This window comes from Pseudoselenomonas ruminis (assembly GCF_008271295.1).
Taxonomy (GTDB): Bacteria; Bacillota; Negativicutes; order Selenomonadales; family Selenomonadaceae; genus Selenomonas_A; species Selenomonas_A ruminis.
The window spans coordinates 102,759-117,143 of the sequence record NZ_VTOY01000001.1 but is presented as its reverse complement, the minus strand read 5'-3'; the positions used below and the strand labels follow the sequence as shown (position 1 = coordinate 117,143).

Sequence of the window (14,385 nt, the reverse complement as noted above, 5' to 3'; positions counted from 1 at the left end):
TTCATTTTATCATAGCCACAAGGCATTATCCAGTGAAAAAGAGCCTTTCCCTAAAGAAAAGCTCTTTCGCATTCACTATTCTTTTATCAAGCCGAGATTCTTCATAACCAAAGTCACTTTATCGGTATCGATTGGCTTAGCTGCATAGGCATCACACCCCAACTCCAGTGCCTGGTCGACATATTCCACATCTGCCAGCGCTGTCATCATGATGATGTAGGTATGCTGCAGCTGATGCTGTTTTTCCAAGACACGAATGGCCTTTAACAATTTGAGACCATCGATGCGGGGCATCATGATGTCAAGGCATAACAAATCATAAGGCGCCTTGTCCTTTATCGCATCCATAAAAAGATCCAAAGCTTCCATGCCATCTACCGCCACATCACAGTCCCCATAATTCCCCAAGAACTTTTTTAGAAAAATCCGGCTGAGCCGATCATCCTCTGCAATCAATATTTTCATGACTCATCCCCTCCATCTTCATCGAGGCGCTGTTCGCAATAGGCGAGCAAATTCGCAATATCGCTGATATCCGTCTCTTCCTCCTTGACCGGTTCCTCCTTATTTTCGCCAGTATTCCAACGGTCGTTGATGAATACCGAGCGTTCCTGACTTTCTTCATCTTCTCCGTCCGCTTCGTAAAGCGGAATCCAGAAGGTAAAATTGCTGCCACAAAGCGGAGCCGAATGCACGCTGATTTCACCGCCCATGGCTTCGACAAGTTCTTTTACAATCATGAGTCCCAGCCCTGTGCCGCCAAATTTCCGGGTTGTCGAACCATCCACCTGGCTAAAGGGCTGGAATAATTTCTTTTGCTCCTCAAAGGACATGCCAATGCCCGTATCATGTACCGCGATGCTAAGCACTGGCAGCTCGCCGCGGAAATTCTTTGTCACCTCCACGGCCACGCCGCCTTCGGCGGTGAATTTCACCGCATTTGTTAGCAGATTGTGCATAATCTGCCGGAACCGCATCGGGTCGCCCGTGATGAACTGCGGAATCCCCCGCATATCCGGCAGGCGGAAGAACAGCCCCTTGCCCTTGGCCACCTTGCGGTGAATCGTGCAGACGCGCCGCATGGTCTTATGCAGGTCATAATCAAGCGATTCAAGCTCCATCTTCCCGCAGTCAAGCTTCGAAAAATCGAGGATATCGTTGATGATTCGCAGCAAATCCTCCGAGCACTGCTTCGCACTCATGAGATTCTCCCGTTGTTCTTCGGTAAGGTCCGTGTGCAGGGTCAAATCAATCATGCCATTCATGCCATTGATTGGCGTGCGGATTTCATGGCTCATATTGGCCAAGAACTGACTCTTCGTCTGGCTGGCCGCTTCCGCACGTTCCCTGGCTTCTTCCAGGGCATCCTCGCGTTTTTTGCGCTGCGACACATCAATCATAGTGACAATCGTCTGCTTGCCGATTTCCGACCAGGCCTGCGAGAAAAACATCCGCAGCCATATCTTCTCCTTGCGGCGGACGCTGTGCATCGCAGCCGTTATCTGGCTCGTATACCCCTCGGTAGCAATTGCCGTTTCAATCTGATGGCGGATGGGACAGGTCGCGCAGTATTGGCCATGGCCGCAGCCCCCCTCGATGCTGTTTTCACAGCGGAAAACATCGCCAAACTGTTTTCCCACCGACTCCTTATAGGTGGTTTCCATCGTCTCAAGGCCCGCATCGTTAATATCGACAATAGCGCCCTTTTCATTGAGGACACAAAGACCAACCTGCGCCGCCGAAAACACCGTCCGCATGTAGACATGGTCTGCCTCAATGCGCACTTCCAAGCGGCGAAGATGCGTCACATTGCGCAGGATAACCGCGCACCCTGCAATTTCGCCATCATCCAGGCGAAGCGGCGAACACGTTGCCGATAAAAAAATCGGTTCATGCTGCTCGCCACGGAAAATGCCGACATTGCGCGCGAGGCCCACGGAACGCTTCTCCGCCAATGCCACCTTTAACGGGCTGTCAAAACTGCGCCCCGTCTTCAGGTTCACCAGCGGGCAGAGTTCGCGGAAGGCCCAACCAATTACCTGTTTTCCTTCGCAGCCTAAAATGCGTCTGGCCATTTTATTGATATACGTTATATGCTCATTTATATCCGTCAGGATAAGTCCATCGCCCAAACTTCCCAAAAGACCGCGCAAGACGGAATCGGGTATTTGTCCCTGTACTTCACTGCCCATCGCTTTCATCCTTTCCCGCCAGAACCTGCTGATGTGCCAAACTCATAATACAGCCGGACATGGCAGCAAGTGGCAGCTGCCGCATGACCGCGCCGCGTTCAAAGGCCGCGCGCGGCATGCCATAGACAACACTTGTCGCTTCGTCCTGCCCCAGTGTGCGCGCGCCCTTCTGCCGCATCATGAGCAGTCCTTCGGCGCCATCACTGCCCATGCCCGTCAAAATAACGCCAAGCGCCTCAGCCCCCGCGGCCTCAGCCACCGAATCAAATAAGACATCAACCGAGGGACAATGGCCACTTACCTGCTCCGTCCCACGGCAGGAAACGAAAAACGCACTGCCCATCCGCCGCACCCGCATCTGCCGGTCGCCCGGTGCCACATAGATATGATTGGGCTGCAGTTGCTCACCATCGCTTGCCTCGGCGGCGGTAAAGTCCGACTCATTATTCAGGCGCTCGGCAAACAGCCGGCTAAATCCATAGGGGATATGCTGAACGATGACAATCGGCGGCAGTGGCGGCTGAAGCCCGCGGATAAGTGCCGCGAGCGCCTCGGTCCCTCCCGTAGACGCGCCCAACGCAATCAGCTTCACACTCTTTGGCGTCTCCACGGCCTCATCGCTGCCAGCAGCGCGCCGGGCCCGCAGAAGATTGTGCTTCATCCCCTCTGTTGCCGCCTGCGTCCGCTGGTATATGCCCGCCAAATTCTGCTTTCGCTCAACCGGCGCCGCATCGAGCGGTTTGCGGTAAACCGACGGCATCACATACTGGAACGGTGCCGCCTGCCGCTCCACCGTCTCCGAATGGCCCACAAAGAGATAGCCGCCCGGCTCGAGGTAGTCGTAAAACTGCCGCACGAGCCGGTTCCTCACCGGCGCATCAAAATAAATCATGACATTGCGGCAAAAAATCACATGAAATGGTTTTTTAAAAGGAAAACTTGGCGTCATCAGATTAAAGGGACGGAACAAAACCTGTTGCCGTATTCCGTCATTGACCTGCATTTTTCCACTGCCAGCGGCATGAAAATAACCGCGCAGCCAGTTTTCCGGCATCCCCATTAGGGATTCTTTTTCATATACTCCCGCCTTGGCGGTTTCGAGCACCTCCGTTGAAAGGTCGGTAGCCAGCAGGGTCTTTTCCCACCGCGACCCCTGCAGGCCAAACTGGTCCTGCAGCAGCATTGCCAGCGTATAAGCTTCCTGCCCGGTAGAACAAGCCGCGCACCAGGTACGGATATCGCCGTCCTGAACCGATGATGCAATCCAGGGTAGCACCGTATCCCGATAAAACCAGAAATGGTCCGCCTCACGCATAAAAAACGTATGGTGCGTGGTAATGGCCTCCGCCAGCACCTTTAAAAGGCGCCCCGTGCCATCTTGTTTCAGTGCTTTCAAGAAGCCTGCGGCATCGCGATATTTGGCCGTCTCTTCGCCTTCATGGAATAACCGCTGCAGACGGGATTCTAACAGTGCCTTCTTTTCCCGCGGCAACTGTATGCCAAATTCGCGATCCACAATGCTCGCATATGCCAGAAATACCGAATCTTCCATCAGTATTTCCCAAATCCTTTCTCATCATCGGCATAGGTATAGGCTTTGGCTTCCGGCGTCGTTTCCACAGCGGGACCCGGTGCTTTCCCCCGTCTTGCCACCATCTTAGGCGCTGGAGCTGGTCTATCGTAATTTTTCCTTGCGGAACGATCTACTGCCAAGCGGAATTGATCCGCCGTCTCACGCAAGCGGGAAGCCTGCGCATTGAGTTCTTCACTCGCCGATGCAGCCTGCTCTGATGTCGCCGAGTTCGCCTGTACTACCTGCGACACCTGCAGAACTCCCTGGTCAATCTGCTCCAACGCCAGTTTCTGCTCGCTGGAAGCTTTGGCAATAGAGCTTACGATATCGGCCACTTCCGATACATTGCTCATAATCGTCATAAGGGCTTCTGCGGTCTTACCTGCAATCGCCCGGCCAGATTCGACCTTCGTAATCGAATCCTCGATGAGTTCGGTCGTTTCCTTGGCCGCCTTGGCACTGCGTGCTGCGAGATTCCGCACCTCTTCTGCCACCACGGCAAATCCCTTTCCATGCTGTCCAGCACGTGCAGCCTCTACCGCGGCATTCAACGCCAGGATATTGGTCTGAAAAGCAATCTCATCAATTACCTTGATAATTTTAGAGATATTCGCCGAAGACGTATTGATCGCTTCCATCGCGGCCAACATTTCCTTCATATCAGCGTCCCCAACAGCTGCCTGCTGCCGCGCTTGTATCGTGAGACTATTGGCCTTGTCGGCATTTTCCGCATTGCTGGCCGTCTGCGACGAAATCTCGGAAATCGACGCCGAAAGCTCCTCCACCGAAGACGCCTGCTCGGCAGCTCCCTGCGAAAGTGACACACTAGCCTCGGAAACGTTGCGCGAACCTGCCGCCACTTGTTCTGCCGCCACATGGATATTGTTCATCGACTGATTGAGATTCTGGCGCATCTGCTCGAAATGCGCAACAGCCTGGCCAATTTCATCGTTATTTTCCGGCTTCATGGGCTGACTGAGGTCACCATTGCCTATCACTTCAGCTGCAGCCGCCATACGATCAATCCGGCTGCCAATATTACGGGCCAAACGCATGCCAAAGAACATGGCTAAAATCACGACTATCGTAATATTGATGACCGAAATCAACATGATTTTGTCGATTTCTTCCTTGATTTTCCGGAACTCTGCCTGCGTACTCGTATTGCCCATTTCCATCACGGAATCAAAACTCTGTGCAAGCTTGTAGCCCGTTTCCGATGCTTTTTGCGCTTCTGGCAAATTCTCCACTGGCGCGCCCGGTGACGGCTGTGCTTTAATCAGCGCATCACGCTGGCTGCGGAATGTATCAATCTGCCCACGGATATCACTCATCACCTTTTTGGCATCAACGGAAATAGCCCGCTTTTCCAGTTCGCCAAAAACCACATCCAGTTCCTTATCACGCTTTTGCATATTGGCCATGGCTTCCTGCCGCATCACCGGATCTACCCGAGTCAAAAAACGCGTATATTCATTGCGTGACTCGGTAAAAATTTTTCCTGCCTGCGTCGCCAACGTAGCCGCATACGCATCTTCGTCATAGACTTTTTGATACTGTTCACTTACCGAGCTCAAAAAACAGAGGAAGCAAACCGCCGTCACCAAAATCAAGGCTCCGAGTATTCCGGTCAATGCCACCAGCTTGGTACTGATTTTCGTATTCTTAAACAGTTCCATCTTCGGTCCCTCTTTCCTCATTCATCCCGCTAAGCATCTTTTCTTCTTCCACATCGAAAAGTTTTTCCCAATCCAGTAAAAGCACGACTTTGCTGTCTGGCAGCTTGCCAATATTCCGTATATAGCGGTTGCTCGCCGCCTTAAGTTCCGGCGGCACCACCGTCTGCCCCTCCGGTATCGACAGCACCTCGCTGACCCCGTCAATGATAAGCCCGAGCAGTACCTCCTTGACCTCGATAACGATAACGCAGGTGCGGTCCGTATAGGGCCGGAACTCCCGGCCAAACCGCAGCCGCATGTCGATAACCGGGATGATTTTGCCGCGGAGGTTGATGATACCGCGCACATAGTCGGGCACCTCGGGCACCTTGGTAATGGGCAGGATGCCAATGATCTCGATAACCACACGGATATCGATGCCATAGAGCTCCTCGCCCAGCGTAAAGGTCAGGTATTTATCCTTTTGGGTATCTTCCTCTTGCAGGAGTTCTTCATCCATTTCCGTTCCTCCTATTATTCCACCAGCAGTCCCATGAGTTTACCCGGGTCGATGATAAGGCTGATGCTGCCATCGCCCAAAATCGTACAGCCCGTAATGCCGGTCATCTTCGTCATCGCCTGGATATACCCCGGCACCGGCTTTACGACAATCTGCTGAACCCCCACCAATTCATCGGCAAAGATGCCCAGATAGTGGTCATCTGCCTCCGTCACCAGCAGGATGCCTTCTGTCAGCTGCTCTTTGGCCCCATCAATATCGTAGAGCCTGTGAAGCCGCACAATCGGACAGGGACTCCCTTCCTCCATAAACATTTCCTGTCCCGAAACATCGAGGAAAACATCCCCTTCCTCGGGCCGGAACGAGCGGCGAATCGAGCTGATTGGTATCGTATATCCAGAGCCACCCACCTTAATGCACATTCCTTCCACAATTGCCAGCGTAAGCGGAATGCGGATGATGGTCACGCTGCCTTTGCCGGGATTGCTGTCGACCGTTATGGTGCCGCCCAAAGCCTTGATATTCGATACGACGACATCCATGCCAACACCGCGCCCGGAAAACTCCGTGACCTGTTCCTTCGTCGAAAAGCCCGGCGCAAAAATAAAGCTGTAGACTTCCTGGTCGGTGTACTCCTCCTCAGGTTTTGTCAGTATCCCTTTCTCTTTCGCCTTTTTCATGATGCGGTCGCGATTCATGCCGCCGCCATCATCCTCAATGCGGATGACGACCTCACCACCGGCATTCTGCGCGGAGAGCACGACCGTCCCCAGCTCAGGCTTGCCGGCTTCTTTGCGCACTTCGGGCATCTCAATGCCGTGGTCGATGGAATTGCGGATGATATGCATCAGCGGGTCGCCGATATGCTCCGTGACATTCTTATCGACCTCGGTGTCCGCACCAACGAGCATCAGCTTTGCCTGTTTGCCCAGCTTCTTCGTCATATCCCGCACAATGCGGTTCATCTTCTTGAACGTCGCCTCAAGTGGCACCATCCGGAGCGCCATGACGCGGTCTTGCAGCTCGCCGTTTATCTTGTGCAGCTGCCGGGCCGCCTTGTCAAAATTCGAAAGCTCCATCCCGCGGATATCCGGATTCTGCGTGACCATCGACTCGGCGATGACCATTTCGCCGACCAGCTCCATCAGCCGGTCGAGCTTATCCACGCGGACACTTATCATCTGCGACTCATGCCCTTCATGGCCAGCCTGCTTCATCGGCGCCGGCCATGGTTTCGCCTCCGGCTTTACCGGCACGATTGGCGATGCCTCTTCGACTGCCTGTGCCGCCTTCTGCTTTGGCGTCGGCCAATACTCACACTCGGCTGTCGACGAAAGCTCTGTGAGTTCCAGCCCCGTCAGGCACATCGTCTCATCCAGCAGCTTGCGGACCTCTTCGACGCCGAGCCCTGTCGTGAACCAGAGTTTAAAACCATCCTTAATGATGGTATCGGCGGCCGTCTCATCCTCGATGATCTTCTCCGGCAGATAGTGCAGCTCGCTGGCCTGGTCCTCCAAGCGATTGATTACACCAAACGCCCGGACCTCCACCATTCCGCCCTCGGGGTCAAATTGGAGCACAGCCTTATAGACATGGCTGCTGCCGGTTTCCGTCTTGACCTCTTCGGGTTTCACAGCCTGAATGAAATACTGCTGCTTAGCAGGTTCAGCCGGTTCTGCCGCTTTTGGCGTCTTATTTTTCGCCTTGCGCAGGTCGACATCGGGATCATGCCCATTTTCCAGTTTGAAGTTCCGCAAAAACTCATGCGTTGATTTCTGCAATTCCTCACTCGAAGCATCGGGCTGAGCACCACTGTCGAGCTTATCCATCTCGCCATTCATGAAATCCACGGCCGTCAGCACGATATCCGTCACCGCAGACACATCAATCTTCTCGGGATGCAGCTCGCGGATATAGAAAAAGATATCCTCCACCGCATGGGCCAGATGTGAGATTTCATCATAGAGCATCATGGCCGCCGAGCCCTTGATGGTATGCATCGCCCGAAAAACTTCGTTGACATCCTCTGGCTGGAAGCTGCCGCTGTCTTCACTTGCAAGCGCGACCTGCTCCAACTGCTCAAGGAACTGACGCGTCTCATAGATAAAGACCTCTACCATCGGTTCATTTTCTGCCACCAGTCATCACTCCCTTACATCCAATCCCCATCATGCCGGACACCGCCGGCATAATCAACAATCCTTTACTTTGTGACATTTCAAACAATTCTAACATATTATATTCTTCCCCACCGGTCAAATTCCTGTCAGCTCTGACAAATATCTCACAAATTCGCCAACAAAAAATGACCTGTCATTTGACAGGTCATTTTTGTAATAATTTACTTCTTATATTCTTCAGCCAGCTTCTTGAACAGCGGCAAAGATTTTTCAATCGTTTCGGTCTTGATGCAGTACGCGTCGCGGAAATAACCAGGACAGCCAAAGTCCGTGCCTGGCACGAGCAGCAGGTCATATTTCTTTGCCCGCTCGCAGAACGCGTAGTCATCCTCTTCCAGGCATTTCGGGAAGAGATAGAACGCCCCCTGCGGCTTGACACACTCAAAGCCGGCATCAATGAGCCCCTGATAGAGCAGCTGGCCGTTCTTTACATACGTGGAAATATCCGACGGCATATCGGCGCAGCGGCCGATGACAAGCTGCCAGAGCGACGGCGCATTGACATGCGTGAGCACGCGGGCAGCTCCGGCAATCGAGCCATACACTTTACCAAAGTTTGCCACCTCATCCGGCACGACGATGTAACCGATACGCTCACCCGGCAGCGAGAACGACTTGCTGTAGGAGTAGCAGACCAGCGTGTTGTCATAGAACTTCGGCACATACGGCACCGTGTAGCCCTCAAACGCAATCTCGCGGTACGGTTCATCGGAAATGATAAAGATGGGATGATGGTACTCCTCTTCCTTACGGCGCAGTATGTCGGCGAGTTTTTTTATCGTCTCCTCCGAGTAAACGGCACCGCTTGGATTGTTCGGCGAATTGACGATGACCGCCTTCGTATGATTCGTCACGAGCTTTTCAAAGGCAGCAAAATCAATCTGCCAATCGGCTGGCTGTGCTGGCACGACTACGAGCTTACCGCCAACGGATTCGACAAACGCACGGTACTCGGGGAAGAACGGCGCAAACGTGATAAATTCATCTTCCGGCTGCGCCAGTGCCTTAAAACAAATCGTGATAGCGGCCGCCGCACCAGCCGTCATAAAGAAGTTCTTGGCCGCAAAGTTCGTGCCGAACCGCTTGTTGACGCTCTTAGCCAGTGCCTCGCGTGCCTGCGGATTGCCCGGTGCCACCGTATAGCCATGGACAGCACTTGGCTCCGAATTCATCAGAATATCGACAGCCGCCTGCTTGATAAATTCCGGCGTCGGTACATTTGGATTGCCGAGACTGAAGTCGTAGACATTCTCCTCACCGACTTCAGCCGCCCGTTTGCGCCCAAATTCAAAAATCGTGCGGATGGTAGATTTCTTCGTACCGAGTTCATACATTTTTTGATTAATCATGGCGATACTCCCTCTATATGTAAACAATATCTTTTGTAAAAAAACACTGTTTACATTCTACCATAAAAACTAAGCAAAAAAAAGCCATGCTTATCATCTAAACACAATCATCATCCGGCAATTCAAGGATATAATGCCTTGGCCAACACCTTCATCGCATCGGCGGTCCGTATCCCAGGATTTACCGCGAACAACTCATAAGGCAGCACATACACCTTGCCGGTCTGTACAGCCGCCACATTCTGCCAGGCTTCACTAGCAGCCAGTTCCTGCCGCAATTTGCTTTCGAGTTCAGCGGCATTGCCATGCGTAATGACAAAAATCACCTGCGGATTTTCCCTTGCCACGAACTCCATGCTAAGGGGCAGATAACCGCCATCGCCCATAGCTCTATCGGCAATATTGCCACCGCCTAATTCATTCAGCAGATTTCCCGTAAAACACTTGGACGTTCCCATGTTAAAACTTTCCGGGGAACCAAAGAGAATCAGACTCTTAGGCGGCGTCCTCCCTGCGGCCTGTTGTTTGACCGCTGCAATATCCGCCATAAGCTTATCCGACACGTCCTGTGCCTGGGCTTCCTGGCCCGTCAGCGAACCGTAAAAAGCCAGTGCAGTCTTCAAATCCTCAAGGCTGTCGAGGGACTGTACATAAAGCGGAATCCCTGCCTGGGATAAGGTATCTGCCAAATTCGTATGGTAGGGCACATTGGTACCGATGACCAAATCCGGTTTTAAACTCAAGATTTTCTCCACATCCGGCGAATGGATAATCCCGACTTCCTCCGCTTCGGCCACTGCCTCGGCTACACTTGGTGCCAGTGCCTGAGACACCGGCTTTCCCACTACCGCCTTTGCACCACCAGCGGCGACATAAAGGTCCAAATTGGAAGCATTGAGGATGACGACCCGCTTAGGATGCTTAGGAATCGTCACCTCCCGCCCCGCACTATCGGTTACCTGACGGGTATCCGTTTCCTTTACTGCTGTCTCTGCCTGTGGCAGCAGCCAACAAGCCGCCGCCCCCAACAAGCAAATCAATGCCAGCAGGCCCATAGTTTTTCGCATATTTTTCTCCTTTTACTCGCTTATACTCCCATCACCGCCGACGGGAAAAATACCTGTTGCCGCTGGCCATGAACCTCTACGGTTTTGATTTCGTTTTCCACGCCATACAGCCTGCGCACCAGTTCACAGGAAAAGACCTCAGCCACCTCACCATCGGCAAGGATGCGCCCCGCTTTCATGGCCACCAGCCGCTGGCTATAACGCACAGCCTGATTGAGGTCATGCAGCACCATAACCACTGTCAGCCCCATTTTCTCATGCAGGCTCGACACTATCGCCATAAGTTCCAGCTGATGACGGATATCCAAATAGGTAGTCGGCTCATCGAGGAGCAGGATTTGTGGCTCCTGTGCGAGCGCGAGGGCAAGTCTCGCCCGCTGGCGCTCGCCGCCGGACAGCGCCCCCATTGACCGCTGGGCAAATGCCGTAAGTCCGGTAAGCTGCAACACCTTTTGACAAATGACATCATCACCGGCCTGCCAGGAACGCCAAAAACTGCGATAGGGCAGCCTCCCCATACGCAACACCTCCGCCACCGTCAAATCCGGCGGTATTGAGGCACTTTGAGGCATGAAGGCAATCTTTTGCGCCACCTCTTTTTCCGAAAGAGACCACAAATCTTTCCCCCGCAGCTTGATACTGCCTGCTCCCGGCCGGAGCAACCTTGCCAGGGCTTTTAAAAGTGTCGATTTGCCCGAACCATTTGGCCCGATTATCGCCGTGATTTCCGCCCGATGAATCGCCAAATCCAATCCATCAGCCACCACCTTGCCACCGTATTCCAATCGCAGCTTGTTCGCCAACAGCAGTGTTTCGCGTTCTGCCATCTTTAGTGCCCCCTTTGCATGCCCTGCCGCAACAGGTACAGGAAAAACGGTGCTCCCAAAAACGACATGAAAACACCTACGGGAATTTCTATCGGCGCGAAGGCAACCCGGGCCGCTGCATCTGCCCCAACGACTAAGGCTGCGCCCCATAAAGCTGAAGCTGGCAGCAAATAATCAAAATCTGCCCCTGTCAGCAGCCGGACCATGTGCGGGACTACGAGTCCCACAAAGCCCAGCATACCGGCCACGCTGACGGCTGACGCCGCCAATAAAGCAGCCAGCACCAGCAAATAAAGACGCACGCGTTCCACGCGCACCCCCAAACTGCGTGCCGTATCTTCGCCCATCTGCAGCGCATTCAGCCAGCAGCTGCCAGCAAAAGTTCCCGCCAGCCCCAGCAGCGTATAGGGAAGCACCATATACACATGGCTCCAGGTGCGGGCCGCAAAGCCCCCGGCCATCCAATTGACCGTTCCCTGAACCCGGTCGGAATAAAACACCATCAACGCCGTCATGGCACCGCCGAAGAAGGCTGCCACCGCCACCCCGGCCAGTACCATGCGCAGCGGATGTATTCCATTTTCCCAAGACAGGAAAAACACCAGGGCAACTGCCGCCAACGCTCCGGAAAAAGCGGCCATTGGCACCAGCGATGCCAGATTGGGCAATAGAATCATGACGGCCATCGCTGCCAGTCCCGCCCCTGCCGACACCCCGATAATCCCCGGATCTGCCAAAGGATTGCGCAAAATCCCCTGCAGGATACAGCCGGCCAGTGCCAGATTCACACCGGTCAAAGCCCCGGTAATCAAACGTGGCAAGCGGATGTGGTACAGTATGGTAAAGTTTTCCTGTCCGGCACCCCCAGACAAAATCTGCCAGGCCGACAGCGGTGAAAAAACCGCTGCCCCCTGACAGATACTAAACAGCAACGCCGCTCCTAAAAAGAGCAGGCCGCCAGCTAACGCCCAAAACCGCTTTCGTGTCCTGGGATGCGCTGGTGTTACCGCAAGTTCCATCAAATAACCTCCCCAGAAAAACCGTTAAAACGTTACTTTCACACCGCCACGCCAGATGCGTCCATCATAATAAAGGACGTCATTCTTGCGATTGGTAAGATTGTTGATGCCAAAATAAGCACTGGCCTGTTTCCCGATTTTCTTATTGACCACCACATTCATGATGCTTGCTCCCGTCGAGCCATTTTTACCGCTTGACGAATAGCGGTAGCCATCGAGCCAGTCGTTCCAAAGCGTCGCATCGATTCCATGCCCCTTATCTTTATACATGAGCTGCAAGGAAGTCTTATGGCGGGCACGGCCGGTCAAACGCTCCCCGCTGTTGTCATCCTGAGCATCGAGATAGGTGTAAGTGCTGCGCAGGGTAAAGCGGCTGCCGAGTTTCTGTCTGCCTTCGACCTCTAAGCCCTGTACTGTTGCCTTATCGACATTTTCATAAATACCATTGGCAACCATGCCAGTTCCCGGCACATAACCAAATTTCGTATTCAGATTTATAAGATTATCAACTTTGTTGTGGAAATAGGTTATTTTCCCTGACGTACGCCCCCGTTCTGCCTCAAAGCCGCCATCAAAAATCATTGCCTTTTCCGGCTTCAAGTTTGGATTGCCCTGGATATTTACCGTCATCGCAGCCGTCGGCGTATGCTTCCAGAAGAAGTAAAGTTCCGAAGCCGTCGGGGCACGATAAGCAGAACCAACATTGGCCTTAAAGCGGGTGCGCTTGCTGAGTTTATAGGTCGTACCAAGTTTTCCGGTAACCTCATCGCCAAAATCATTGTTATGATCCCAACGCACCGAAGGAATCAGCAGCCAGCGTTTGTTCGCGGCATATTCATCCTGCAGATAAAGCGCACCATAATCCATCGATACCTTGCCGATATTATTGGTGATTCCCTCATGGGTTACCGTTCCGAGCGAACCTTTTTTGATGCGGGTGCTCTCGTAATCTTCCTGACGGAATTCCCCGCCAACCGTCAGCGTATTCCGGTCATCCAGATTGAACGTGCGGCGGCCATCGGCAATGTAGGAATTAAACGTCATATCATCAAAACTGGTTAACGCATGAGTCAGACGGCTGCGCGTGCGCTGGTCTTTATCAAAATACGTGTAATATGCCTGCGCCTCGTATTCACCCAAATGATCCTTGCCCGAATATTTCAGGCCGGTGGAAATGCGGCGATGGTCATAATCCGTGCCAGCCTTTGCCGAATCAATCATATAAAGGTCCTCATACAAGTGATTGACAAAGAAATCCAGTTTTTTATTCTTAGCTACATCCATGCGGCCATCGAGCCCGAAATAATACCGCTTTCCATATTGATTGGAAGCAGTGTCCTTCATACGGCGGCGCACATCGGATACCTTGCCGTTCATAGCCCAGGCCCATTTGCCTTCCTTACCCAAATCATAGCGGAAGCCCGTATCCTGCTGGCGGGAAGTCCAATCCACCGAGGCAGAACCGCCCCGAGTGCCCGGTTTTTTCGTGATGATGTTGATGACACCACCCAATGCTTCCGAACCATACAAAGAACTTGCGGCACCGCGCACGATTTCCACGCGTTCTACCTCATCCATATTGACGCGCTGAAGTTCGTAGTAATTCTGCGTCTCACTGGTATTTTCCGTGCGCACCCGCCGCCCGTCAATCATGATAAGCGTCTGATTGGTGTTCATGCCGCGAATGGAGGACTGATTTCCCACCATGCCATTTTCCAGCACGTTGATGCCCGCCGCCATCTCCAAAGCCTGCGCCAAAGTCTCCGCTCCTGTATTCTCGATATCTTCTTTCGTGATAACTTCTACGGCAGCAGGCGTCTCCTTCACCTCTTGCTCCGTACGCGAGGCCGTCACGACTACGTCACGCGTCTGTATCGTATCGTCAGCAGCCGCCTCTGCTGCGACGCAGCTTCCCATTGTCATCGTTCCTAAAACCGTTGCAACCAGTAAAGTACGTTTCTTTTTTGCAAGTTTTCTAATCATGAAAATCCTCTTTCTCT

General features: G+C 53.1%; 11 protein-coding genes. All 11 read right to left on the bottom strand.

Annotated elements, in window-relative coordinates; translation table 11 throughout:
* Positions 1-75: 75 nt before the first annotated feature.
* The gene (locus FZ040_RS00545; RefSeq protein WP_033169058.1) at positions 76-465 is read right to left on the bottom strand and encodes a response regulator; all 390 of its coding nucleotides are present in this window, start codon (positions 463-465) and stop codon (positions 76-78) included.
* Entirely contained in the window at positions 462-2,192 is a 1,731-nt protein-coding gene (locus FZ040_RS00540; protein ID WP_187620181.1) for an ATP-binding protein, read from the bottom strand. The genes FZ040_RS00545 and FZ040_RS00540 overlap by 4 nt, the downstream gene beginning before the upstream one ends.
* The gene (locus FZ040_RS14075) at positions 2,182-3,744 is read right to left on the bottom strand and encodes a chemotaxis protein CheB (RefSeq protein ID WP_222930923.1); all 1,563 of its coding nucleotides are present in this window, start codon (positions 3,742-3,744) and stop codon (positions 2,182-2,184) included. The genes FZ040_RS00540 and FZ040_RS14075 overlap by 11 nt, the downstream gene beginning before the upstream one ends.
* Positions 3,744-5,444, bottom strand: coding sequence for a methyl-accepting chemotaxis protein (locus FZ040_RS00525; RefSeq protein ID WP_187620180.1), 1,701 nt, complete (start codon positions 5,442-5,444; stop codon positions 3,744-3,746). The genes FZ040_RS14075 and FZ040_RS00525 overlap by 1 nt, the downstream gene beginning before the upstream one ends.
* Positions 5,431-5,943, bottom strand: a complete 513-nt coding sequence (locus FZ040_RS00520) for a chemotaxis protein CheW (protein ID WP_149170202.1) — start codon at positions 5,941-5,943, stop codon at positions 5,431-5,433. Before FZ040_RS00520 ends, FZ040_RS00525 begins: the two co-directional genes overlap by 14 nt.
* 14 nt (positions 5,944-5,957) lie before the next feature.
* Entirely contained in the window at positions 5,958-8,081 is a 2,124-nt protein-coding gene (locus FZ040_RS00515; RefSeq protein ID WP_149170201.1) for a chemotaxis protein CheA, read from the bottom strand.
* Between the two features lie 203 nt (positions 8,082-8,284).
* Entirely contained in the window at positions 8,285-9,472 is a 1,188-nt protein-coding gene (locus tag FZ040_RS00510; protein ID WP_149170200.1) for a pyridoxal phosphate-dependent aminotransferase, read from the bottom strand.
* 122 nt (positions 9,473-9,594) lie between these two features.
* Positions 9,595-10,539: an ABC transporter substrate-binding protein gene (locus tag FZ040_RS00505; RefSeq protein WP_149170199.1), complete on the bottom strand. Its 945-nt coding sequence runs from the start codon at positions 10,537-10,539 to the stop codon at positions 9,595-9,597.
* A 20-nt stretch (positions 10,540-10,559) separates the two neighbouring features.
* Positions 10,560-11,366, bottom strand: a complete 807-nt coding sequence (locus FZ040_RS00500) for an ABC transporter ATP-binding protein (RefSeq protein ID WP_149170198.1) — start codon at positions 11,364-11,366, stop codon at positions 10,560-10,562.
* Positions 11,367-11,368: 2 nt separating this feature from the next.
* Positions 11,369-12,385, bottom strand: coding sequence for a FecCD family ABC transporter permease (locus FZ040_RS00495; RefSeq protein ID WP_149170197.1), 1,017 nt, complete (start codon positions 12,383-12,385; stop codon positions 11,369-11,371).
* Between the two features lie 24 nt (positions 12,386-12,409).
* On the bottom strand, positions 12,410-14,368 hold the full coding sequence (locus FZ040_RS00490) for a TonB-dependent receptor plug domain-containing protein (protein ID WP_149170196.1): 1,959 nt from the start codon (positions 14,366-14,368) through the stop codon (positions 12,410-12,412).
* Positions 14,369-14,385 lie beyond the last annotated feature (17 nt).

Bases quoted from the DNA above. Each gene is read 5' to 3' on its own strand.
- FZ040_RS00490 (WP_149170196.1), bottom strand. From the start codon at position 14,368: ATGATTAGAAAACTTGCAAAAAAGAAACGTACTTTACTGGTTGCAACG.
- FZ040_RS00510 (WP_149170200.1), bottom strand. From the start codon at position 9,472: ATGATTAATCAAAAAATGTATGAACTCGGTACGAAGAAATCTACCATC.
- FZ040_RS00520 (WP_149170202.1), bottom strand. From the start codon at position 5,943: ATGGATGAAGAACTCCTGCAAGAGGAAGATACCCAAAAGGATAAATAC.
- FZ040_RS00545 (WP_033169058.1), bottom strand. From the start codon at position 465: ATGAAAATATTGATTGCAGAGGATGATCGGCTCAGCCGGATTTTTCTA.
- FZ040_RS00500 (WP_149170198.1), bottom strand. From the start codon at position 11,366: ATGGCAGAACGCGAAACACTGCTGTTGGCGAACAAGCTGCGATTGGAA.
- FZ040_RS00540 (WP_187620181.1), bottom strand. From the start codon at position 2,192: ATGGGCAGTGAAGTACAGGGACAAATACCCGATTCCGTCTTGCGCGGT.
- FZ040_RS00505 (WP_149170199.1), bottom strand. From the start codon at position 10,539: ATGCGAAAAACTATGGGCCTGCTGGCATTGATTTGCTTGTTGGGGGCG.
- FZ040_RS14075 (WP_222930923.1), bottom strand. From the start codon at position 3,744: ATGGAAGATTCGGTATTTCTGGCATATGCGAGCATTGTGGATCGCGAA.
- FZ040_RS00495 (WP_149170197.1), bottom strand. From the start codon at position 12,385: ATGGAACTTGCGGTAACACCAGCGCATCCCAGGACACGAAAGCGGTTT.
- FZ040_RS00525 (WP_187620180.1), bottom strand. From the start codon at position 5,444: ATGGAACTGTTTAAGAATACGAAAATCAGTACCAAGCTGGTGGCATTG.